We start from the raw sequence: 20062 nt of genomic DNA, 5'->3' as shown, positions 1-20062 counted from the left end.
GGTATTTCTATGACCGGCTAATATTTTTTAACAATGTCCGATCTCAAGCACCCCGCCTCTTCCGTTTATGTCTCGTTAAGTCAAATTCAAGTACAATTTTCCTATTGTTAGTGCAAAGATATGATCTATGGCTCTCAATGCCATATAATTTAGCCATAACGGATGCTCAGTTTGAGCGTTGTTGGTGAACAGGAGATTCAAATGATTTTACGTGTACTGGGCGTTTCACTGATTGGTTTAACACTGGCTGGCTGCGTGAATAACGATTCCCTTTCGGGTGATGTTTACACCGCCTCCGAAGCCAAGCAAGTTCAGAACGTCACTTACGGTACTGTTGTTAACGTTCGCCCGGTTCAGATCCAGGGTGGCGATGACAACAACGTGATTGGCGCGATTGGTGGTGCTGTGCTGGGTGGCTTCCTGGGTAACACCGTCGGTGGTGGCACCGGACGTTCTCTGGCGACTGCCGCAGGTGCTGTTGCGGGTGGCGTAGCGGGTCAGGGTGTTCAGGGTTCAATGAACAAAACCCAGGGCGTTGAGCTGGAAATCCGTAAAGACGACGGCAACACCATCATGGTTGTGCAGAAACAGGGTAAAACCCAGTTTGCTAGCGGCCAACGTGTGGTCCTGGCAAGCAACGGTAGCCAGGTGACTGTATCCCCACGCTAATTCCATAATGGATGTGGCCTCAGGGTCACATCCATTACTCTTGAATGCATTCCGATTAATTAATCCGCTAAAACATATTCATCGTGTGAATTAATTACTTCCCCTTCTCTTGTTCCCGCGCAAAGTATTTCATCTCTCATTACATTATCCTCCGCGCTCATCTTCTTTTCTTAATAAAGTATTATCTGTCAGTTAACAACCGTATGATCGTGATAAACCGATATCTGGGAAACCGCTACGTTTCCTTCTCGCTTGCCTGTCTGGTCTTTTATGGAATATTACATACTCTTTATTTAAAAACAGAGAGTATTATTCCGAGCCTTTCGCCATTAATTTTTCCTACGCTAACGATATTTCTTTTAGTCTTTCATCTGTTTATTGCCTTTTTTATGCTGATGAAATACTGGTGCGATAAAAACCGGATTTTCCTGCTCGCCATCGCCTTTGCCTTCGCGGGCTCCGCGGTGCTGATGCTGGGGACGCTGAGCAGCTTCCCGGCGTGGCTCACCTCGTTCGGCCTGCATCGCATTAATTATAACGACGCGATGATTTTCTTCATGTTCCGCAACGCGATGATGGCCTTCCTGATCACATGCGCGGCGGTACTTTACACCCTGCGCCATCATGTATTACCGCGCCGCGTAAATGTAATTATTATTATCTGTTTATTTCTGTTTACCGTTTCAATGATTACTCTGGCGTGGATATATTCGAGCCACAGCACATTACTTTCGATAGATCTGGTCAGTAATGACACCCGGCAGATGACAATATTATGGAATCAAGTGATTAATCTCATTCTGATTATTTTCTGGATTGTCACTTTAATCACCATGCTGGTCATCACGCGTCTGCGTAATGAATTTTGGGTCAGCGGCAGCTTTTTGTGTGTCTGCTATATGATTACGCTGGTCACCCTGTTTGCCAGTGATTATGTGGGGGGATTTGCCTGGTACAGCTCGCGTCTGTTTGAAACGACCGCCACGTTGCTGATTATTTTTACCCTGCTGCACGATGTCTTCAGTCTCTACCGCGATTCCCATCTTAAATATCAGCAGTCTTATCAGAACTCGATTCGCGATGCCCTGACGCGTCTCTACAACCGCAGCTACTTCTACGAATCCTTGAACCATTTGCTCAGAACCACCAGCGCCAGTAAACCCGTGTCGGTGATTGTCAGCGATCTCGATCGCTTCAAGCGTATCAACGACACTTACGGTCATCTGCAAGGCGACAAAGTGCTGCAGTTTGTTGCCAATCTGCTGATGGATTCGGTACGTCCTCAGGATATTGCCGCGCGCATCGGCGGTGAAGAGTTTGTCTTGCTGCTGGCGAATACCCCGCCAGAGGCGGCACGCCAGGTGGCCGAGCGGATCCGTATCCTGCTGAGCAGTTTCGATCGTGAAACCACCCACGGACAGCTTCCGGAGCCAATCACTATTAGCATGGGCGTGTATACCGCGACGTCATCTGCGGTTACAGCTGAAGAGTGCGTCGAGCGTGCGGATAAGGCGATGTATGAGGCTAAAGAGACGGGGCGCAACCGGGTGGTGGTGTACCGTTAAAAAGAAAGCCTTGCGATGCAAGGCTTTGTCATGACGTCAGTCGCGGGTTTGCAGCTCATTGATGTTTTGCTCAAGGCGAGCAATCATATCAATCAGCTGTTCCAGCTCGGCCGGTGAAATCCCGGAGAGGATCTCCCCCCGCGTTTTGCTGATCACCGCTTCCATCTCAGTGATGATAGGCGCTGCCTTTTCCGTCAGTTTAATGCGTTTAGCACGGCGATCGCTGGCGCAGGTTTGCCGGGAAATCAGCCCCTTCTCCTCCAGCTGATCGAGCGTACGCACCAGGGATGGCTGCTCAATGCCAATCGCTTTGGCCAGTTGAATTTGTGACTGATCGGGCGGCAACTGATGAATGTTATGCAGCGTGACCCAATGCGTCTGTGTCAATTCCAGAGGTTTCAGGCGATGGTCAATCAGAGCACGCCAGATGCGTACCAACCTTGCCAGATCAGAACCTAATGGCGATTCCAATTTCATCTCCTTATAATTAGCTTGCTAAGTTATTATACTGATTTTAGAATAGTGTGCAGCATTTATATTGGCAAAACAAATGCAATACTGCATTCATCAATTCCGAACGGATCATTTACACTTAATGAAGACACTTCATTGTGTTAACACTGCTCCCTCACCACTGCAAAGGATCTCTGCTCGTGAAGTTCTCTACTAGCTCCGCGGGGTTACCCCTTCAGGACCTGATTGTCGGTGCGTCTGTCTATTTTCCCCCGATTTTCAAAGCCGTTATGCTGGGCTTTCTGATCTGGCTTATGGCTCACCGGCTGCTTCGCGACTGGATGTACTCCGGCGAAATCTGGCACCCCATGCTGATGGATCTTTCGCTGTTTACACTTTCCGTCTGTCTCGCTCTGGCTCTGTTGATTGCGTGGTGAATATGTCGCTGAAAACCCTTAAATATTTCTCCAGCCTGTTGGTTCTGGCTCTGGCACTGGTCGCGGGCTGGTGGCTATGGAATTTTTACATGCAGTCGCCGTGGACGCGCGATGGCAAAGTCCGCGCCGAGCAGGTCAGCATTACGCCGCAGGTCTCCGGGAGCATCACGTCTTTGCTGGTGAAAGATAACCAGCGGGTGAAGGCGGGAGACGTACTCTTTCGCATCGATGAGACACCGTTTCATATCGCGGTACTGAACGCCCAGGCGCAGCTGGCAAAAGCGCAGTCCGACCTGGCGAAAGCCAACAATGAAGCCAATCGCCGCCGCCACCTGCCGCAAAACTTTATCTCTGCTGAAGATCTCGATACCGCGAACATCAACGTCAAAGCCATGCAGGCCAGCGTTGAGGTGGCAGAAGCTACGCTGAAACAAGCCCAGTGGCAGCTCACGCAAACGGTCGTTAAAGCGCCCGTTGACGGATGGGTAACCAATCTTTCCACCCGCGAGGGGAACTACGCCACTCAGGGGCAGCCGGTCTTTGCGCTGGTAGACAGCCACTCGTTCTACGTTGTCGGCTATTTCGAAGAGACAAAGCTTCGCCATATTCAGGAAGGCGCACCGGCGCAGATCACGCTTTACAGCGGCTCCACCCGGTTACAGGGTCACGTCTCCAGCATTGGTCGCGCCATTTACGATCAGAGTGTCGAGACCGACTCCGGCCTTGTGCCCGACATCAAACCTAACGTGCCGTGGGTGCGCCTCGCCCAGCGCGTTCCGGTCCGCGTGGAGTTTGATAAACTCCCGGCAGACATCACGCTGGTCTCCGGCACAACCTGCACCGTCTCGATCGGAACGCGCTGATGGACCTCTCTGCTTTCTCCTGGCGCAAAATGCCGTGGTTCAAAGCAACCCCTGCGCAGTGGCGATATGCCCTGCGCAACGGCATCGCCATGTGTCTGGCCCTTTCGGTGGCCTATTATCTGAATCTGGATGAGCCTTACTGGGCGATGACCTCAGCGGCGGTGGTCAGTTTTCCTACCGTCGGAGGGGTGATCAGTAAAAGTCTCGGGCGTGTCGCGGGCAGCCTGCTGGGGGCCACGGCGGCGCTGATTATCGCCGGGCACACGCTCAACGATCCCTGGCTCTTTTTGCTAAGCATGGCCGCTTGGCTGGGCTTGTGTACCTGGGCCTGCGCCCATTTTACCAATAATGTGGCCTACGCGTTCCAGCTCGCCGGTTATACGGCGGCGATTATCGCCTTTCCGGTAGTCAACATTCTGGATACCACCGAGCTATGGGATATCGCTCAGGCACGCGTGTGCGAAGTGATCATCGGTATCCTCTGCGGCGGCGTGATGATGATGATTCTGCCCAGCACCTCGGACGGAACAACGCTTATCACCGCCCTGAAAACCATGCATGCTCGCCTGCTTGAGCACGCAAGTTTACTCTGGCAGCCTGACTCCAGCGACGCGATCCGCCTTGCCCATGAGAAAGTCATCGGGCTGATCCTGACGATGAACCTGCTGCGTATTCAGGCGTTCTGGAGCCATTACCGTTTTCGTCGCCAGAACACGTTGCTGAACTATCTTCTTCACCAGCAATTGAGGATGACCAGCGCCCTCTCCGGCCTGCGCAGGATGTTACTCAACTGGCCAAATCCGCCGGAAAACACGCGGGAAGTGATCGACCGTCTGCTGGCGGCGCTCGCTAACCCGCAAACCGATATCCTTACGGTGGCACGGATTATTGCCCCTCTCGCCCCGACGGATGAGTTTGACTACCGCCATCGCGCCTTCTGGCAGCGGCTGCTCTATTTCTGTCGTTTATATCTGCGCAGCAGCCGCTGGATCAGAGCCGTTGAGGAAGCCACGCCCATAACCGAATTCGCGGTGCCGGGCAGCCCGGCGCTGACCCGTCATACGGATAATATCGAAGCGCTCTGGAGCGGATTTCGCACCTTTTGCGCCCTGATGCTGGTGGGCGCATGGAGCATTACGACACAATGGGAATCCGGCTCGGCGGCGTTGACTCTGGCGGCAATCAGCTGCGTGCTTTACTCCGTGGCAGCTTCCCCCTTCAACTCCCTCACGCTGCTGTTGCGCACGCTGGTGCTGCTCTCGCTGTTCAGTTTCGCGGTGAAATTCGGGCTGATGGTGCAGATCACCGATCTATGGCAGTTCCTGCTGTTCCTGTTTCCGCTGCTCACGACCATGCAGTTGCTGAAATTGCAGATGCCAAAACTCGCCGGATTGTGGGGGCAGCTGATCGTCTTTATGGGTTCGTTTATCTCTGTCACTAATCCACCGGTGTACGATTTCGCCGATTTTCTGAATGATAATCTGGCGAAAATCCTCGGTGTTGGTCTGGCCTGGCTGGCGTTTGCGGTCCTGCGTCCTGGCTCCGATGCGCGCAAAAGCCGACGCCACATTCGCGAGTTGCGCGCGGGATTTGTCGATCAGCTCAGCCGCAAACCCCATCTGAGTGAAAATGAGTACGAATCGCTGGTTTATCATCACGTCAGCCAGCTGAACAACAGTCAGGACGAATTATCCCGCCGCTGGCTGCTGCGCTGGGGCGTAGTGCTGCTGAACTGCTCGCATGTGGTGTGGCAGTTGCGAGCGTGGGAAACGCGCTCAGATCCGCTGTCGCAGGTACGCGACATCTGTATCTCTCTGCTGAGAGATGTCATGAGCAAACGGGGCGTGCAGCAACGTCCGCTGGCGGTCACGCTTGCCGAGCTGCAGCGCATCAGTGAGACGCTCGCACGCCACCCCCTTCCGGCCGCGCGCGATTTAGCGTCTCTTGTCTGGCGTTTACACTGCTCCCTGTCGCAGCTGGAACAGGCCCCGCCGCCAGGGACAATCAGCGATCAGATCACGCCGCAGGCGTAGCGTGCGCCGCCACCGCCCAGCGGTTTAGGCTGATCGGACATGTTATCGCCGCCGACGTGAATCATCAGTGCTTTGCCTTTGATGTCATCAAGTTTTTTCAGACGCGGTGCCACAACGGGGTCGGTGGCTATTCCGTCGTTGTTCACCACCAGCACAGGCAGATCGCCCTCGTGGCCTAGCCCTTCCGGACCTTCGTGCTTGCCCGTCTGATGAGGGTCAAAGTGGCCGCCAGCGGCTTCTGCCGCAGAGGCTTTACCCTCTTTCAGTGCAGGCTGACAGCTGCCTTTAGCGTGAACGTGAAAACCATGTTCACCAGGAGGAAGTGCTTTGAGATCGGGCGCAAATTTCAGCCCTTTGTCGGTTTCGGAAATCGTCACCGTCCCGATGGACTGGCCGATCCCTTGTGAGGTAACGAGATTCATGTCGACGGTTTCGCTGGCTGCCTGCGCACCTGCGCACACAACCAGCGTCACGACTGCCAGAGCAAAACGCTTCATATGACCTCCTCGGGTTTAATTTGCCCCTAAAGTTTAGACCAGGGGCAATATTTTCACCGGAAAGTCAGGCTAATGCACAGTTAAGGTACGTCGTAGCCCAGCGCGGCCTTGCGGATGCGGAACCACTGCTGGCGCGTCATCTGCAACTCTTCTGCCGCAATCGCCGAGCGCACTCGCTCGATTTTGCCGGAGCCAATAATCGGCAGCGGCTGCGACGGCAGGCGCAGGATCCACGCATAAACGACTTGCTCAATACTCTCGGCGTTCAGCTCGCGGGCCACGGTTTCCAGTTCATCTCGCAGCGGCTGGAAGGCCTCGTCGTTGAACAGACGTCCACCGCCAAGGCAGGACCAGGCCATCGGACGAATGCGCAGCTGTTGCAGCTGATCGAGAGTTCCGTCGAGCAGCAGCGGCTGGTGAACCGGGGAGATTTCCACCTGGTTGGTCGCGAGCGTAAACGGCAGACGGGACTGAAGCAGCGCGAACTGCGCCGGTGTGAAGTTCGACACGCCGAAGTGGCGCACTTTCCCGCTCTGATGCAGCGACAGGAACGCCTGCGCCACGTCGTCCGCATCCATCAGGGGATCGGGACGGTGAATCAGCAGCAAATCCAGATGGTCGGTGGCCAGATTGACCAGGGACTGCTCGGCGCTTTTGATGATGTGATCGCTGTCGGTGATGTAATGCCCCAGGGCATTTTCGGCGCGCGCGGTGGTGGCGATACCGCATTTGGTGACAATCTCCATGCGCTCACGCAGGTGTGGCGCAAGTTTCATGGCCTCACCAAACGCCGCTTCGCACAGATAGCCGCCGTAGATATCGGCGTGGTCGACAGTGGTAATTCCGAGGTCGAGATGTTCCTCAATGAAACTGACCAGCTGGCGCGGGGACATATTCCAGTCCATCAGACGCCAGTAACCCATGACAAAACGCGAAAACTCTGGGCCCTGCGGGGCAAGGGCAATACGCTGAACCATAACAATTTCCTCAAGGAAGTGATGTCATGAGTATACGCATATCCGCCGCTAAAAAAGTGAAGGCTGCTGAGGTTCTTCCGTATCGGTCGGTTTGTTTGCGCGTAATTTGCGCAATAGACGCTGTCGGCACAGGCGTATGACGTCCTGTTTTTCCGCGTCGCTCATCTTTTGCCAGTTAAAACGCTCGTCGCGGCTGCGCATACAGCCCCGGCAAAAACCGCGTTCATCCGACTGACAAATTCCCCGGCACGGGCTCTGGATGGGGAAAAACTCCAGTTGCTCTGCCACACACACCTCCCGAAATCACTTAACACCTTCAGTGAAGACGTTAAACGCCGTGCCTGCAAGGGCTTTAGCACAGAAATGTGTCATTAAGGTTTCTCTAATCTTCGCTCCCTATACTCGCCTCATCAATATAACAAATGGTTTCTTAATGATGTGGTCTGCGAAAAAGTTACAGTGTAACGATATTAAATTTACCCTCGGCTGCGCCCTGTTCTTTACTCTCCTCAATGCCCTGTTTATTCAGCGCAGCTGGCAGATTATTGCCCCGTCGCATCTGCACGATTTCCTGTTTGCGGCGTCCGTGCCGCTGGTTCTGTTTTGTGGCTGGGTGATTATTTTCAGCCTGCTTAATATCCCCTTTATCCGTAAACCGCTGATGATTCTGTTGACCCTGGGCTGCGCCGGGGCCACGTACTTTATGTTCACCTATGGCGCCGTCATCGATCAGAACATGATGGTGAATATTTTCGAGACCAACTCACAGGAAGCCACAGCGCTGGTCACACCGCAAATGCTGCTGTGGATCGCGGCGATCGGCTTGATTCCCTCCATTGCACTGCTGTTTATTCGTATTCGTTCCGGGAAATGGTGGTACACGCTGCTTACGCGCGTCGCGGCCATTCTGGGTGCCCTGATGGTGATTATTCTGGTGGCCTCGGTCTTCTATAAGGATTACGCCTCGCTGTTTCGCAATAACAAAAGCATCGTCAAAATGGTGACGCCTGCTAACTACGTCAGCGCCATCGCCAAATACAGCAAAAACCGCTGGTTTGCAGGCGATCAAACGCTGGTACGCATCGGCCAGGACGCCCAGAAAGGGCCAGTCATTCTGGCGCAGAAGAAAAAAACGGTACTGGTGCTGGTGATTGGCGAAGCCTCTCGCGCGGAAAATTACTCTCTCAACGGCTACGGGCGCGACACCAACCCGCAGCTCAAAAAAGAGAACATGATTAACTTCCCGCAGGCGTCTTCGTGCGGAACAGAAACGGCAGTTTCAGTGCCGTGCATGTTCTCCGGTATGCCGCGCAAAAAATATGATGCCGATCTGGCGCGCCATCAGGAAGGTTTACTGGATGTGCTGGCGCACGCAGGTATTAATCTTCTGTGGCGTGAAAACGACGGCGGCTGTAAGGGTGCCTGCGATCGTATTCCGCACACGGATATGACCCAGTGGAAACTGGATCAGTTCTGCAAAGATAAATCCTGTATTGATGACGTCAACCTGCACCGTCTGGATAACGTGCTCGACGGCCTGAAGCAGGACTCGGTTCTGGTGATCCACCTGATGGGTAGCCACGGCCCGGCCTATTACCAGCGCTATCCAAAAGCGTATCGCCAGTTTACCCCGACCTGCGACACCAACCAGATTCAGGACTGCGATCATCAGGCGCTGATGAATACCTACGACAACACCATCCTCTATACGGATAGCGTGGTCAGTAAAACCATTGATGCACTGAAAGCGCGTCAGACGACAATGAACACCGCGCTGATTTATCTCTCCGATCACGGCGAATCGCTCGGCGAAAATGGACTGTATCTGCACGGCACGCCGTACATGCTGGCGCCGAAACAGCAGACGCATATTCCATTTATGTTCTGGCTCTCGCCGGATTACGTGAACAATTACAGTATCAACGAGCCGTGTTTACGCGATCGGGCGGCGAAAACAGAGGTGTCTCAGGATAATTTGTTCTCGACCGTGCTCGGGATGATGAACATAAAATCAGCGGTTTATCATCCGCAGATGGATCTCATCAGTACCTGTCGAAAATCGTGATACTTGCATTAGACCGATTGGTCTATTACAGTGAGCGCCATGAGCAAAAATACTGAACACGATACACGCGAACATCTTCTGGCCACCGGCGAGCGTCTCTGTATGCACCGCGGGTTTACCGGAATGGGGCTGAGCGAGTTGTTAAAAACCGCTGAGGTGCCTAAGGGTTCGTTTTATCACTACTTCCGCTCCAAAGAAGCGTTTGGCGTGGCGATGCTGGAGCGGCACTATGCCAGTTACCACCAGCGTCTCGCCGCCCATTTTGCCAGCGGCGAAGGGTGCTACCGTGATCGTGTGCTCAACTACTATCAAGAAACGCTGAACCAGTTCTGTCAGCAGGGCATTATCAGCGGTTGCCTGACCGTTAAATTGTCCGCCGAAGTGTGCGATCTGTCAGAAGATATGCGCACCGCGATGGACAAAGGGGCCAGCGGCGTTATCGCCCTGCTGGCTCAGGCGCTGGAAAAAGGTCGCGCTGAAAAAACGCTAAACTTTAGCGGCGATCCTTTAACTCAGGCCCAGGTGTTGTACGCGCTGTGGTTAGGCGCAAATTTGCAGGCCAAAATTTCCCGCAGCGCCGTGCCGCTTGAAAGCGCGCTGGCGCATGTGAAGAACAGTATTACGACGCCTGGCGTTTAACAGGCGTTTTTATTTATTCATCTACTAGTCGACCGGTCTACTCAGGAGTCATGATGTCAACTGAAAAATTATTTACCCCACTGAAAATCGGTGCGGTTACCGCACCTAATCGCGTATTAATGGCCCCTCTCACCCGTCTGCGCAGCATTGAGCCGGGCGATATCCCAACGCCGCTGATGGGTGAATACTATCGCCAGCGCGCCAGCTCCGGCCTGATCATTTCCGAAGCGACCCAGATCTCCGCTCAGGCGAAAGGTTATGCGGGCGCACCGGGCCTGCACAGCCCAGAGCAGATCGCAGCATGGAAAAAAATCACCGCAGGTGTTCATGCCGATGATGGTCGCATCGCGGTCCAGCTGTGGCATACGGGCCGTATCTCCCACAACAGCATCCAGCCTGGCGGCCAGGCACCGGTTTCCGCGTCTGCCCTGAACGCCGGAACCCGCACCTCGCTGCGTGATGAAAACGGCCATGCCATTCGCGTGGATACTTCTACCCCACGCGCGCTGGAACTCGATGAGATCCCAGGCATCGTCAATGATTTCCGTCAGGCGGTGGCGAATGCACGTGAAGCCGGTTTCGACCTGGTCGAGCTGCACTCTGCGCACGGTTACCTGCTGCACCAGTTCCTCTCCCCGTCGTCTAACCAGCGTACCGATCAGTACGGCGGCAGCGTGGAAAACCGCGCCCGTCTGGTGCTGGAAGTGGTGGATGCGGTGTGTCAGGAGTGGAGCCCGGACCGTATCGGTATCCGCGTCTCACCAATTGGATCGTTCCAGAACGTCGACAACGGCCCGAACGAAGAAGCCGACGCGCTGTATCTGATCGAAGAGCTGGCGAAACGCGGCATCGCGTATCTGCACATGTCCGAGCCGGACTGGGCGGGCGGTCAGCCGTACTCTGAGGCATTCCGTGAGAAAGTGCGTGCGCGCTTCCAGGGCGTCATCATCGGTGCGGGTGCGTACACCCCAGAGAAAGCGGAAGATCTGATCGGCAAAGGTTTGATTGACGCCGTCGCCTTTGGTCGCGATTACATCGCCAACCCGGACCTGGTGGCACGTCTGCAGCGTAAAGCCGCGCTGAACCCACAGCGTCCAGAAAGCTTCTATGGCGGCGGCGCTGAAGGCTATACCGACTACCCTTCCCTGTAATTCCTCGGTTGTCCATTGATAGCGGCGATGATTCGCCGCTATACTAAAACATCGTTTCTGTTCAAAAAGATAAGCCATTGAGTTGGTCAAGAGGAAAATATGCGCCTACTTCATACCATGCTGCGCGTTGGCAACCTGCAACGTTCTATCGATTTCTACACTAACGTACTGGGCATGCAGCTGCTGCGCACCAGCGAAAACCCGGAATACAAATATTCCCTGGCGTTCGTCGGTTACGGCCCGGAAAGCGACGAAGCGGTTATAGAGCTGACCTACAACTGGGATGTCGATAGCTACGAGCTGGGCACCGCTTACGGCCACATCGCGCTGGAAGTGGATAACGCGGCAGAAGCGTGCGAGCGCATTCGCAGCAACGGCGGCAACGTGACGCGCGAAGCGGGTCCGGTCAAAGGCGGCACCACCGTAATTGCCTTCGTGGAAGATCCTGACGGTTACAAAATCGAACTGATTGAAGCCAAAGACGCCGGTCGCGGTCTGGGCAATTGATCCCTCCGGGCGCGTTCTGCGCCCGTTGTTTTACTGCATCGCCTCGCAAAATTTGTCATAATACGCACTGCTTTTTTCCCTTGTAAGAGACCCTGATGTCCGATAACGCTCAACTTACCGGTCTGTGCGACCGTTTTCGTGGTTTTTATCCTGTTGTGATTGACGTAGAAACAGCCGGATTTAACGCTAAAACCGATGCGCTGCTTGAGATTGCAGCCATTACGCTGAAAATGGATGAACAGGGCTGGCTTACACCGGACACCACGCTGCATTTCCATGTTGAACCCTTTGAAGGCGCGAACCTGCAGCCAGAAGCGCTGGCCTTTAACGGCATCGATCCTACGAACCCACTGCGTGGCGCGGTGAGCGAATATGACGCCCTGCACGCCATTTTTAAAATGGTGCGCAAAGGTATGAAGGACAGCAACTGTAATCGCGCGATCATGGTGGCGCACAACGCCACGTTCGATCACAGCTTTATGATGGCCGCCGCCGAACGCGCGTCGCTCAAGCGTAACCCGTTCCATCCGTTCGTGACCTTCGATACCGCCGCGCTGAGCGGGCTGGCACTGGGCCAGACCGTGCTCTCCAAAGCCTGTATTACTGCGGGCATCGATTTCGACGGTACTCAGGCTCACTCGGCGCTGTACGACACAGAGCGCACATCAGAACTGTTCTGTGAGATTGTGAACCGCTGGAAGCGTCTGGGCGGCTGGCCGCTGCCGATGGGCGACAGCGAGGAATAAAAAAAGCGACCGAAAGGTCGCTTTTTTTTGCCTGATGCAAAAGAACTTATTCTGCGTCTGGCTCTTCGGTTTTGTACTTGGCAGCGGTTTCTTTGATCAGTTGCTGCAGTTCGCCACGCTGATACATTTCGATCAGAATGTCGCAACCGCCGACCAGTTCACCATCAACCCACAGCTGCGGGAAGGTTGGCCAGTTAGCGTATTTCGGCAGCTCAGCGCGGATGTCCGGATTCTGGAGAATATCAACGTAAGCAAAACGCTCGCCACAGGCAGACAGCGCCTGCACGGCTTGTGCAGAGAAACCGCAGTTTGGCAGCTTCGGTGAACCTTTCATGTACAGCAGAATCGGGTTTTCAGCGATCTGGCGCTGGATTTTTTCAATAGTCGTGCTCATGTCTTGCTTCCTTTAACTTCTGTTACGGCGATCGTCTGACATTGTAGCGGGTCAGAGAGACATCGGAAAATAACATTTTCGTCACCTGCTTATATCTTAACGGTTGTCGGCTAAAGTTGCATTCCAAAGATAGCTTACCCCCTCACCCGGTGTGGTTTTGTTCAGGGAGTGAACAACGCGGCAACAATCTGACTTTTTTTTTTTGCACTCGCTAACGAAACAGACTTTTAGACCGATAAATGCTATTAACTTCTCGCAGATTTTTAGATTAGAATCGACGGGCTTTGTAAATCATACGTGGGTACTATTGATGACCCACATCTAATTCAGGGGAATGCTCAGTGGCGCGGATAACAAAAATCTCGATCACGCTCTGTGCTTTACTGTTTACATCACTCGTTTTCACGCCAGCGGCTAACGCCTCGGAGCAGGCGCGGCACTCTGCCGTGCAGAAGTCACATCTGGCGAAAACCACAGAACGTAAGAAAAAAACACCTACCAGCACCCGTAAAAGCGAAAAGAAAAAAACCACTACCGCACGAAAGCAGTCCACCTCCAGTAAGGCCCTCACCAGTAAAACCCGCAGCAAACCCACCCGCACTGCCGCAAAAGTTGCAAAAGTGGCTCCGGAAAAATGCACCGTACGGAAAGGCCACAAAACGAACTGTGTGAAAGTGGGCAAAACTGCGAAGCTCTCTGAGGTGCATAAAGTGCGCGTACAGAAAGCGCAGAAAACCGCGATGAACAAGTTGATGGGGCAGATTGGCAAACCCTATCATTGGGGCGGCACCTCCCCGCGCACCGGTTTCGACTGCAGTGGTCTGGTCTATTATGCCTATAAAGATCTGGTGAAGTTCCGCATCCCGCGTACGGCGAATGAGATGTATCACCTGCGCGATGCAGCAGCCGTGAATCGCGGTGAGCTGGAGAGCGGAGATCTGGTCTTCTTCCGCACCCAGGGTCGCGGCACCGCCGATCACGTTGGCGTTTACGTTGGCAACGGCAAGTTTATCCAGTCGCCTCGCAGCGGCCAGGATATCCAAATCACCTCCCTGAGCGAAGATTACTGGGTTCGCCACTACGTTGGCGCCCGCCGCGTAATGACCCCGAAAACCATTCGCTAATCCCTGCCCTGCCGCACCGTCGGCAGGGTAAGTTCCTCTTTTGCATACCCTTTCAATTTGCTACTCTATCCTTGCACTCAATAGGGTTATTGCAGTGCAACACTATAATAAGGAGAGAAGCAATGTCGTTCGAATTACCTGCATTACCGTATGCAAAAGACGCCCTGGCTCCGCACATTTCGGCGGAAACACTGGAATATCACTACGGCAAACACCATCAGACCTATGTCACTAACCTGAACAATCTGGTTAAGGGCACTGCGTTTGAAGGTAAAACGCTGGAAGAGATTGTGCGCAGTTCTGACGGCGGTGTGTTCAATAACGCCGCTCAGGTCTGGAACCACACGTTCTACTGGCACTGCCTGGCACCGAACGCCGGTGGCGAACCAACCGGTGAACTGGCGGCTGCCATTAACGCCGCATTCGGCAGCTTTGCGGATTTCAAAGCGAAGTTTACTGACGCAGCAATTAAGAACTTCGGCTCTGGCTGGACGTGGCTGGTCAAAGAGGCCGACGGCAAACTGGCTATCGTCTCAACGTCAAACGCGGGAACCCCACTGACCACCAGCGCGAAACCGCTGATGACCGTTGATGTGTGGGAACACGCGTATTATATCGACTACCGTAACGCTCGTCCGAACTACCTTGAGCACTTCTGGGCGCTGGTTAACTGGGAATTTGTGGCGAAGAACTTCGCGGCATAAATGAGACGCAGAAGGGGCAGCCCTTCTGCGTTTTTTGATTACTCTGTGACGCGAACAGGTTCCGGCTGTTTACGGCCCGATGTCAGGACCAGCAGCAGACCGAGCGCCGCTATAATCGCCCCCATCACCGGTACAAAAGCGTATCCCAGCCCGCCTGAAATCACCGCCCCACCGGCTGCCGCACCCAGCGCATTCCCGAGATTAAACGCCCCGATATTCACGGAAGAGGAGAGGCCCGGCGCTTCGTGCGCCACACGCATGACGCGCATCTGCAATGGCGGAACCACGGCAAAGGTTGCAGCGCCCCACACCACCATCGCAATGGCCGCCCCAAACTCGTTGCGCGCAAGCCAGGGAATCGCGAGCATAATCACAATCAGCAGCGTTAAGAAGCCTTTCAGCGTCCCGGTGACCGAGCGATCCGCCAGTTTACCGCCGAGATAGTTGCCCAGAGAGAAACCGACGCCAATCAGCACCAGCATCGCCGTCACGAACAACGGTGTGGCGTGAGTAATATCGTGCAGAACCGGTGAAATGTAGGTGTAGAGCGTAAACATCGCGCCCGCCCCGAGCACCGTGGTTAACAGAGCAGACAACACCTGTGGACGAACCAGCACCGACAGCTCTTTACGCACGTCCGGACGCTCGCCCGCCTCGCCTTTCGGAAGCGAGAAGAACAGGGCAATCATCGCCACTACGCCCAGCCCTGCGGTTGCCATAAACGACATCCGCCAGCCAATGACTTCACCAAGCCAGGTCGCCGCCGGTACACCGCCAATATTGGCGATGGTTAGCCCCATAAACATGGTTGCCACCGCGCTGGCCTGTTTGTGTTTTGGCACCACGCTCGCCGCCACCACTGAGCCTAAGCCAAAGAACGCGCCGTGGTTCAGGCTGGTCAGAATGCGTGACAGCAGCAGCGTGGTATAATCCGGTGACAGCGCCGAGAGCACGTTACCGAGGGTAAAAATCGCCATCAGGAAGATCAGCGCATTGCGACGGGCACGATGGGATAACAGTAGCGTCATGAGCGGCGCGCCAATCATCACGCCAATGGCATAGGCGCTGATCAGCATGCCCGCGGCCGGAATAGAGACATCTACCCCTTTTGCGATAACCGGCAACAGCCCCATCGGGGAAAACTCGGTGGTGCCGATGCCGAAGGCGCCAATCGCCAGGGCCAGCAGGGGAAAATTGATTTTCATAGATTAACTCCGGATGCCGTGTCGTCGCGCGACACGGGACTAAGATGTCAAAAGCATGACATCAATCACAAAAAATGAGAAGTTAACAAATTAGCAAAAGATTTTTGCCGTGCGGGTAACAATCAGGGTACAGGCAGGAGACGAGGGAGAGAACTCTCCCCCGCTTAAATCAGTGCAGCGCAGCGGTCAGACCCGCAGCGACAATCAGGGCCAGAACAATAATGGTTGTCGTCAGCGAAAACTTCAGATCGGTACTCATCAATTTTTCTCCTTTTAATCACCCCACGAAAAGTGAGCTTGCTCATTTTTACACAGTTTACCCCAAAAATCTTCCTGGATTTAGGCTGATAACCGTTTTTGCTCTTCCCCTTTTCATCAAGATAAGACAAAATTCTACGCTAAATTTATAAGCGTACCGGCCACTGACCCCCTCCTGACGTTCTGAGTCGTTTTCCCGGCGTATCGCAATTCACATTGCGAGATAAGGGTGAGAGAAGGCAAACGTTTACCTTTAAGTATTTCAGGAGTTTAAGATATGGTCTGGAGTGACATGTAATGGCAACAATTAAAGATGTGGCGAAACGCGCAAACGTTTCCACTACAACCGTATCACATGTAATTAACAAAACGCGCTTCGTTGCGGAAGAGACGCGCAACGCCGTATGGGCCGCCATCAAAGAGCTGCACTACTCCCCAAGTGCCGTGGCGCGTAGCCTGAAGGTGAACCACACCAAATCGATCGGCCTGCTGGCGACCAGCAGCGAAGCCGCCTATTTTGCCGAGATCATCGAAGCGGTTGAGAAAAACTGCTTCCAGAAGGGCTACACCCTGATTCTCGGCAACGCATGGAACAGCCAGGAGAAACAGCGCGCTTACCTGTCGATGATGGCGCAAAAGCGCGTTGATGGCCTGCTGGTGATGTGTTCTGAATACCCGGAGTCCGTACTCTCCATGCTCGAAGAGTACCGCCACATTCCGATGGTGGTAATGGACTGGGGTGATACCCGCGCTGATTTTACCGATTCCGTCAACGATAACGCCTTTGAAGGCGGCTACATGGCAGGTCGCTACCTGATTGAGCGTGGTCACCGCGAAATCGGCGTCATTCCGGGTCCGCTGGAGCGCAACACCGGCGCAGGCCGTCTGGCAGGGTTCATGAAAGCGATGGAAGAAGCGCTGATCACGGTGCCAGAAAACTGGATCGTGCAGGGCGACTTCGAGCCGGAGTCCGGCTACCGCGCGATGCAGCAGCTCGTCTCCCAGTCGCACCGCCCTACCGCGGTCTTTATCGGGGGTGACATTATGGCAATGGGCGCTCTTTGCGCAGCCGATGAGCTGGGTTTGCGCGTGCCGCAGGACATTTCCGTGATCGGGTACGATAACGTGCGCAACGCCCGCTACTTCACCCCGGCGCTAACGACCATTCACCAGCCGAAAGACTCGCTGGGTGAAACGGCGTTCAATATGCTGTTGGACCGCATCGTCAGCAAGCGTGAAGAGTCGCAGTCGATTGAAGTCCACCCACGTCTGATTGAACGCCGCTCCGTGGCGGACGGTCCGTTCCGCGACTACCGCCGTTAATCCCCCGAGGGGCCGGTTATTCCGGCTCCCTCAGCCACTCCCTGTTCAGCGTTTCGCTATCCCCCAGATAATCCAGCAGCCACGCCAGCGCCGGTGACATATCGTTTTGCTGCCACGTCAGGCAACAGGCCGCATCCGGGAACGGGTTTTCCAGCGTCAGCGCCACCCACTCACCTCGATCGATGCGTGGACGTGCAAAATGCACCGGCACCATTCCCACGCACAGCCCCGCAGAAAGACAGGTCGCCGACGTCTCCCAGTCAGGTGCGACCACACGCCGCTGGTTATCCAGTAACCAGGTAATCCGTTTTGGCAGCGATCGTGAGGTATCTTCCAGCACCAGCGACGGCCAGTTGCGCAACGTATCATCGCTCAACGGGCCTGCAATGGCGGCCAGAGGATGATCGCGGGCGACAACGCAGGTCCAGCTCAGGGCTCCCATATCGCGAAACGCATAGCGCCCCCCCACCGGGATCGCCTGGGTCGCGCCGATCGCCATCTCCACCCTGCCGTCAGAGAGCGCATCCCACACGCCGTTGAACACCTCCTGCGAGACGCGCAGCTCCACATCAGAGAAGTGGCGATAGAAATCGACCACCATCTGTCGGGTGCGTTCGGGTTTGACGATGTTATCCACCGCAATGGCGAGATGCCCGCGCCAGCCGTTCGCAATCTGCTGGCACTGCTCGCGGGTGATCATCATTTTTTTGATAACAGATCGCCCTTCTTTCAAAAACCAGACGCCCGCTGGCGTCAGAACCACGTCACGGTGACGACGCTCGAACAGCGGAACCGCCAGCCACTCTTCAAGCTGACGCACCGTATAGCTCACCGCAGAGGGGACGCGGTGCAGTTCCTGGGCCGCGCCACTAAAGCTGCCGTTACGCGCAACCGCATCCACCACTTCTAACGAATATTCTGACCACATTTTCTGCCTGCAAAATTTTTGAATGCAACCACCAAATATTAGCGTTTCACAAGGCAGTTTGCACTCCCTACACTTTGCGCCAGTGATTACCTGCCCTCTTTAGGAAATAAAAAATAATGCAACCCAACAAAGGATTCCTGGTCTGGCTCGGCGGTTTAAGCGTGCTGGGCTTTTTGGCGACCGACATGTACCTGCCCGCGTTTGCCGCGATGCAGGCCGATTTACAGACCCCTGCCGCCGCCATCAGCGCCAGCCTGAGCCTGTTCCTCGCCGGTTTTGCCTTCGCGCAGCTGTTATGGGGCCCACTCTCTGACCGTTACGGTCGCAAACCGATTCTGCTCTTCGGTCTGGCGATTTTCGCCGTTGGCTGTCTGGGAATGCTGTGGGTGCGTGATGCCACCTGGCTGCTGGTGCTGCGATTTATCCAGGCATTCGGTGTGTGTGCCGCAGCTGTCACCTGGCAGGCGCTGGTGACGGACTATTATCCCGCGTCTCGCGTGAACCGCATTTTTGCCACCATTATGCCGCTGGTCGGTCTCTCTCCGGCGCTGGCTCCCCTGCTCGGTAGCTGGATCCTGGTGCACTTTGACTGGCAGGCAATTTTCGCCACCCTGTTTATCATCACGCTGGTGCTGATGTTACCGGCCTTCACGCTAAAACCTGCTCAGCCGAAACCGGCTGAAAACCACGATAATCGCGTTACTTTCCTGTCGCTGCTGCGTTCACGCGCGTATCGCGGCAACGTGCTGGTCTACGCCGCCTGTTCCGCCAGCTTCTTTGCGTGGCTGACCGGTTCGCCGTTTATTCTGCATGATATGGGCTACAGCCCGGCGGTGATCGGCCTGAGCTATGTTCCACAGACCATCGCGTTCCTGGTGGGGGGCTACGGCTGCCGCGCCGCGCTGCAAAAATGGCAGGGACAGCAGATGCTGCCGTGGCTGCTGGTGCTTTTCGCCGTAAGCGTCATCGGTACCTGGGCGGTTGGCTTTATTCCACACGTCGGGCTGACTGAAATTCTGATCCCATTCTGTGTGATGGCCGTGGCAAACGGGGCGATTTACCCGATTGTAGTGGCTCAGGCACTGCGTCCGTTCCCTCATGCAACGGGCCGTGCGGCGGCGCTGCAAAATACCCTGCAGCTCGGTCTGTGCTTCCTCGCAAGCCTGATTGTCTCTGCGTTAATCGCTACACCGCTGATGACCACCACCAGCGTGATGCTGGCTACCGTGGTTCTCGCCGCGCTGGGTTATCGCATGCAGGCCTCAGTGAAGACGCTGGCGGAGGACACTGCCCAGGCGAAATCGTCGCAGGCGTAATCGCGTGAGCAATTATGTTACATTTCAGTCATTAGGCTGCTAACAACTTTCAGTTGAATCGCTCTTTTTTGCGGCCTATACTAAATTTGGTTCATATAAATACGATAAATATTATGTGTTAACGGGAGCCGGAGTGCTCCCGTTTTACCATGGAAGGCCTTTCGGTAAGGGTTATCTCCCTTCCTCTGTTCTACGTCGGATATTAGCC

General features: G+C 54.8%; 22 protein-coding genes. 14 read left to right on the top strand and 8 right to left on the bottom strand.

Going from position 1 to position 20062, the window contains the following annotated elements:
* Nucleotides 1–201 precede the first annotated feature (201 nt).
* Nucleotides 202–669 (top strand): outer membrane lipoprotein SlyB, encoded by a 468-nt coding sequence (slyB, locus tag ETG88_RS02375; protein ID WP_100780395.1) that lies wholly within the window; start codon nucleotides 202–204, stop codon nucleotides 667–669.
* 203 nt (nucleotides 670–872) lie between these two features.
* Nucleotides 873–2234: a sensor domain-containing diguanylate cyclase gene (locus tag ETG88_RS02370; RefSeq protein ID WP_129034457.1), complete on the top strand. Its 1362-nt coding sequence runs from the start codon at nucleotides 873–875 to the stop codon at nucleotides 2232–2234.
* Between the two features lie 36 nt (nucleotides 2235–2270).
* Here ETG88_RS02370 and slyA read toward each other — a convergent pair whose 3' ends face one another.
* On the bottom strand, nucleotides 2271–2711 hold the full coding sequence (gene slyA, locus ETG88_RS02365; protein ID WP_100780397.1) for a transcriptional regulator SlyA: 441 nt from the start codon (nucleotides 2709–2711) through the stop codon (nucleotides 2271–2273).
* 176 nt (nucleotides 2712–2887) lie between these two features.
* Between slyA and ETG88_RS02360 the strand changes: the two genes are divergently transcribed.
* From ETG88_RS02360 to ETG88_RS02350, 3 genes are read left to right on the top strand one after another with little or no spacing between them, the layout of a single operon-like run.
* Complete coding sequence (locus tag ETG88_RS02360) at nucleotides 2888–3124, top strand: DUF1656 domain-containing protein (protein ID WP_129034456.1); 237 nt, start codon at nucleotides 2888–2890, stop codon at nucleotides 3122–3124.
* A gap of 2 nt (nucleotides 3125–3126) precedes the next feature.
* Complete coding sequence (locus tag ETG88_RS02355; protein ID WP_129034455.1) at nucleotides 3127–3987, top strand: efflux RND transporter periplasmic adaptor subunit; 861 nt, start codon at nucleotides 3127–3129, stop codon at nucleotides 3985–3987.
* Complete coding sequence (locus ETG88_RS02350) at nucleotides 3987–6020, top strand: FUSC family protein (RefSeq protein ID WP_129034454.1); 2034 nt, start codon at nucleotides 3987–3989, stop codon at nucleotides 6018–6020. The genes ETG88_RS02355 and ETG88_RS02350 overlap by 1 nt, the downstream gene beginning before the upstream one ends.
* On the opposite strand, the gene sodC is transcribed toward ETG88_RS02350, so the two are convergent.
* From sodC to ETG88_RS02335, 3 genes are all read right to left on the bottom strand, one after another.
* Nucleotides 5999–6517 carry a superoxide dismutase [Cu-Zn] SodC gene (gene sodC, locus ETG88_RS02345; RefSeq protein ID WP_100780401.1) on the bottom strand — a complete coding sequence of 173 codons (519 nt, stop codon included), beginning with the start codon at nucleotides 6515–6517 and terminating at the stop codon, nucleotides 5999–6001. The two genes, ETG88_RS02350 and sodC, sit on opposite strands and share 22 nt — an antisense overlap.
* 80 nt (nucleotides 6518–6597) lie before the next feature.
* Nucleotides 6598–7494 carry an aldo/keto reductase gene (locus tag ETG88_RS02340; protein WP_100780402.1) on the bottom strand — a complete coding sequence of 299 codons (897 nt, stop codon included), beginning with the start codon at nucleotides 7492–7494 and terminating at the stop codon, nucleotides 6598–6600.
* Nucleotides 7495–7542: 48 nt separating this feature from the next.
* Complete coding sequence (locus ETG88_RS02335) at nucleotides 7543–7782, bottom strand: DUF1289 domain-containing protein (RefSeq protein WP_100780403.1); 240 nt, start codon at nucleotides 7780–7782, stop codon at nucleotides 7543–7545.
* Nucleotides 7783–7930: 148 nt separating this feature from the next.
* On the opposite strand from ETG88_RS02335, the gene eptA reads away from it, so the two are divergent.
* From eptA to rnt, 5 genes are all read left to right on the top strand, one after another.
* Nucleotides 7931–9559, top strand: coding sequence for a phosphoethanolamine transferase EptA (gene eptA / locus ETG88_RS02330; RefSeq protein ID WP_129034469.1), 1629 nt, complete (start codon nucleotides 7931–7933; stop codon nucleotides 9557–9559).
* 39 nt (nucleotides 9560–9598) lie between these two features.
* The gene (locus ETG88_RS02325) at nucleotides 9599–10198 is read left to right on the top strand and encodes a TetR/AcrR family transcriptional regulator (RefSeq protein ID WP_102103566.1); all 600 of its coding nucleotides are present in this window, start codon (nucleotides 9599–9601) and stop codon (nucleotides 10196–10198) included.
* 53 nt (nucleotides 10199–10251) lie between these two features.
* Nucleotides 10252–11349: an alkene reductase gene (locus ETG88_RS02320; protein ID WP_129034468.1), complete on the top strand. Its 1098-nt coding sequence runs from the start codon at nucleotides 10252–10254 to the stop codon at nucleotides 11347–11349.
* Nucleotides 11350–11448: 99 nt separating this feature from the next.
* Nucleotides 11449–11856: a lactoylglutathione lyase gene (gene gloA, locus ETG88_RS02315; protein ID WP_012017189.1), complete on the top strand. Its 408-nt coding sequence runs from the start codon at nucleotides 11449–11451 to the stop codon at nucleotides 11854–11856.
* A gap of 95 nt (nucleotides 11857–11951) precedes the next feature.
* Nucleotides 11952–12602, top strand: coding sequence for a ribonuclease T (gene rnt / locus ETG88_RS02310; RefSeq protein ID WP_100780407.1), 651 nt, complete (start codon nucleotides 11952–11954; stop codon nucleotides 12600–12602).
* Nucleotides 12603–12648: 46 nt separating this feature from the next.
* On the opposite strand, the gene grxD is transcribed toward rnt, so the two are convergent.
* Nucleotides 12649–12996: a monothiol glutaredoxin 4 gene (gene grxD / locus ETG88_RS02305; protein WP_095281803.1), complete on the bottom strand. Its 348-nt coding sequence runs from the start codon at nucleotides 12994–12996 to the stop codon at nucleotides 12649–12651.
* A gap of 341 nt (nucleotides 12997–13337) precedes the next feature.
* Between grxD and ETG88_RS02300 the strand changes: the two genes are divergently transcribed.
* Together ETG88_RS02300 and sodB are read left to right on the top strand one after the other, a co-directional pair.
* Nucleotides 13338–14120 (top strand): C40 family peptidase, encoded by a 783-nt coding sequence (locus ETG88_RS02300; protein ID WP_100780408.1) that lies wholly within the window; start codon nucleotides 13338–13340, stop codon nucleotides 14118–14120.
* A gap of 122 nt (nucleotides 14121–14242) precedes the next feature.
* A complete protein-coding gene (sodB, locus tag ETG88_RS02295) occupies nucleotides 14243–14824 on the top strand; it encodes a superoxide dismutase [Fe] (RefSeq protein WP_100780409.1) in 582 nt (193 codons plus the stop codon).
* Nucleotides 14825–14862: 38 nt separating this feature from the next.
* Here the strand turns inward: sodB and ETG88_RS02290 are convergent, their stop codons facing one another.
* Entirely contained in the window at nucleotides 14863–16029 is a 1167-nt protein-coding gene (locus tag ETG88_RS02290; protein ID WP_100780410.1) for an MFS transporter, read from the bottom strand.
* A gap of 169 nt (nucleotides 16030–16198) precedes the next feature.
* The gene (gene cydH, locus ETG88_RS02285) at nucleotides 16199–16288 is read right to left on the bottom strand and encodes a cytochrome bd-I oxidase subunit CydH (RefSeq protein ID WP_100780411.1); all 90 of its coding nucleotides are present in this window, start codon (nucleotides 16286–16288) and stop codon (nucleotides 16199–16201) included.
* 296 nt (nucleotides 16289–16584) lie between these two features.
* Here cydH and purR point away from each other — a divergent pair, with 296 nt between their 5' ends.
* Nucleotides 16585–17610 carry an HTH-type transcriptional repressor PurR gene (gene purR, locus ETG88_RS02280; protein WP_129034453.1) on the top strand — a complete coding sequence of 342 codons (1026 nt, stop codon included), beginning with the start codon at nucleotides 16585–16587 and terminating at the stop codon, nucleotides 17608–17610.
* A gap of 16 nt (nucleotides 17611–17626) precedes the next feature.
* On the opposite strand, the gene punR is transcribed toward purR, so the two are convergent.
* A complete protein-coding gene (gene punR / locus ETG88_RS02275; protein WP_100780413.1) occupies nucleotides 17627–18538 on the bottom strand; it encodes a DNA-binding transcriptional activator PunR in 912 nt (303 codons plus the stop codon).
* A gap of 116 nt (nucleotides 18539–18654) precedes the next feature.
* Between punR and punC the strand changes: the two genes are divergently transcribed.
* Nucleotides 18655–19854 carry a purine nucleoside transporter PunC gene (punC, locus tag ETG88_RS02270; RefSeq protein WP_129034452.1) on the top strand — a complete coding sequence of 400 codons (1200 nt, stop codon included), beginning with the start codon at nucleotides 18655–18657 and terminating at the stop codon, nucleotides 19852–19854.
* Nucleotides 19855–20062 lie beyond the last annotated feature (208 nt).

The sequence above is a fragment of the Lelliottia nimipressuralis genome (assembly GCF_004115925.1).
Lineage (GTDB): Bacteria > Pseudomonadota > Gammaproteobacteria > Enterobacterales > Enterobacteriaceae > Enterobacter > Enterobacter nimipressuralis.
The sequence above is the reverse complement of the archived record's forward strand: the minus strand, read 5'-3'. Positions and strand labels throughout refer to the sequence as shown.

Bases quoted from the DNA above. Each gene is read 5' to 3' on its own strand.
- slyB (WP_100780395.1), top strand. From the start codon at position 202: ATGATTTTACGTGTACTGGGCGTTTCACTGATTGGTTTAACACTGGCT.
- ETG88_RS02370 (WP_129034457.1), top strand. From the start codon at position 873: ATGATCGTGATAAACCGATATCTGGGAAACCGCTACGTTTCCTTCTCG.
- slyA (WP_100780397.1), bottom strand. From the start codon at position 2,711: ATGAAATTGGAATCGCCATTAGGTTCTGATCTGGCAAGGTTGGTACGC.
- ETG88_RS02355 (WP_129034455.1), top strand. From the start codon at position 3,127: ATGTCGCTGAAAACCCTTAAATATTTCTCCAGCCTGTTGGTTCTGGCT.
- ETG88_RS02350 (WP_129034454.1), top strand. From the start codon at position 3,987: ATGGACCTCTCTGCTTTCTCCTGGCGCAAAATGCCGTGGTTCAAAGCA.
- sodC (WP_100780401.1), bottom strand. From the start codon at position 6,517: ATGAAGCGTTTTGCTCTGGCAGTCGTGACGCTGGTTGTGTGCGCAGGT.
- ETG88_RS02340 (WP_100780402.1), bottom strand. From the start codon at position 7,494: ATGGTTCAGCGTATTGCCCTTGCCCCGCAGGGCCCAGAGTTTTCGCGT.
- eptA (WP_129034469.1), top strand. From the start codon at position 7,931: ATGTGGTCTGCGAAAAAGTTACAGTGTAACGATATTAAATTTACCCTC.
- ETG88_RS02325 (WP_102103566.1), top strand. From the start codon at position 9,599: ATGAGCAAAAATACTGAACACGATACACGCGAACATCTTCTGGCCACC.
- ETG88_RS02320 (WP_129034468.1), top strand. From the start codon at position 10,252: ATGTCAACTGAAAAATTATTTACCCCACTGAAAATCGGTGCGGTTACC.
- gloA (WP_012017189.1), top strand. From the start codon at position 11,449: ATGCGCCTACTTCATACCATGCTGCGCGTTGGCAACCTGCAACGTTCT.
- rnt (WP_100780407.1), top strand. From the start codon at position 11,952: ATGTCCGATAACGCTCAACTTACCGGTCTGTGCGACCGTTTTCGTGGT.
- grxD (WP_095281803.1), bottom strand. From the start codon at position 12,996: ATGAGCACGACTATTGAAAAAATCCAGCGCCAGATCGCTGAAAACCCG.
- sodB (WP_100780409.1), top strand. From the start codon at position 14,243: ATGTCGTTCGAATTACCTGCATTACCGTATGCAAAAGACGCCCTGGCT.
- ETG88_RS02290 (WP_100780410.1), bottom strand. From the start codon at position 16,029: ATGAAAATCAATTTTCCCCTGCTGGCCCTGGCGATTGGCGCCTTCGGC.
- cydH (WP_100780411.1), bottom strand. From the start codon at position 16,288: ATGAGTACCGATCTGAAGTTTTCGCTGACGACAACCATTATTGTTCTG.
- purR (WP_129034453.1), top strand. From the start codon at position 16,585: ATGGCAACAATTAAAGATGTGGCGAAACGCGCAAACGTTTCCACTACA.
- punR (WP_100780413.1), bottom strand. From the start codon at position 18,538: ATGTGGTCAGAATATTCGTTAGAAGTGGTGGATGCGGTTGCGCGTAAC.
- punC (WP_129034452.1), top strand. From the start codon at position 18,655: ATGCAACCCAACAAAGGATTCCTGGTCTGGCTCGGCGGTTTAAGCGTG.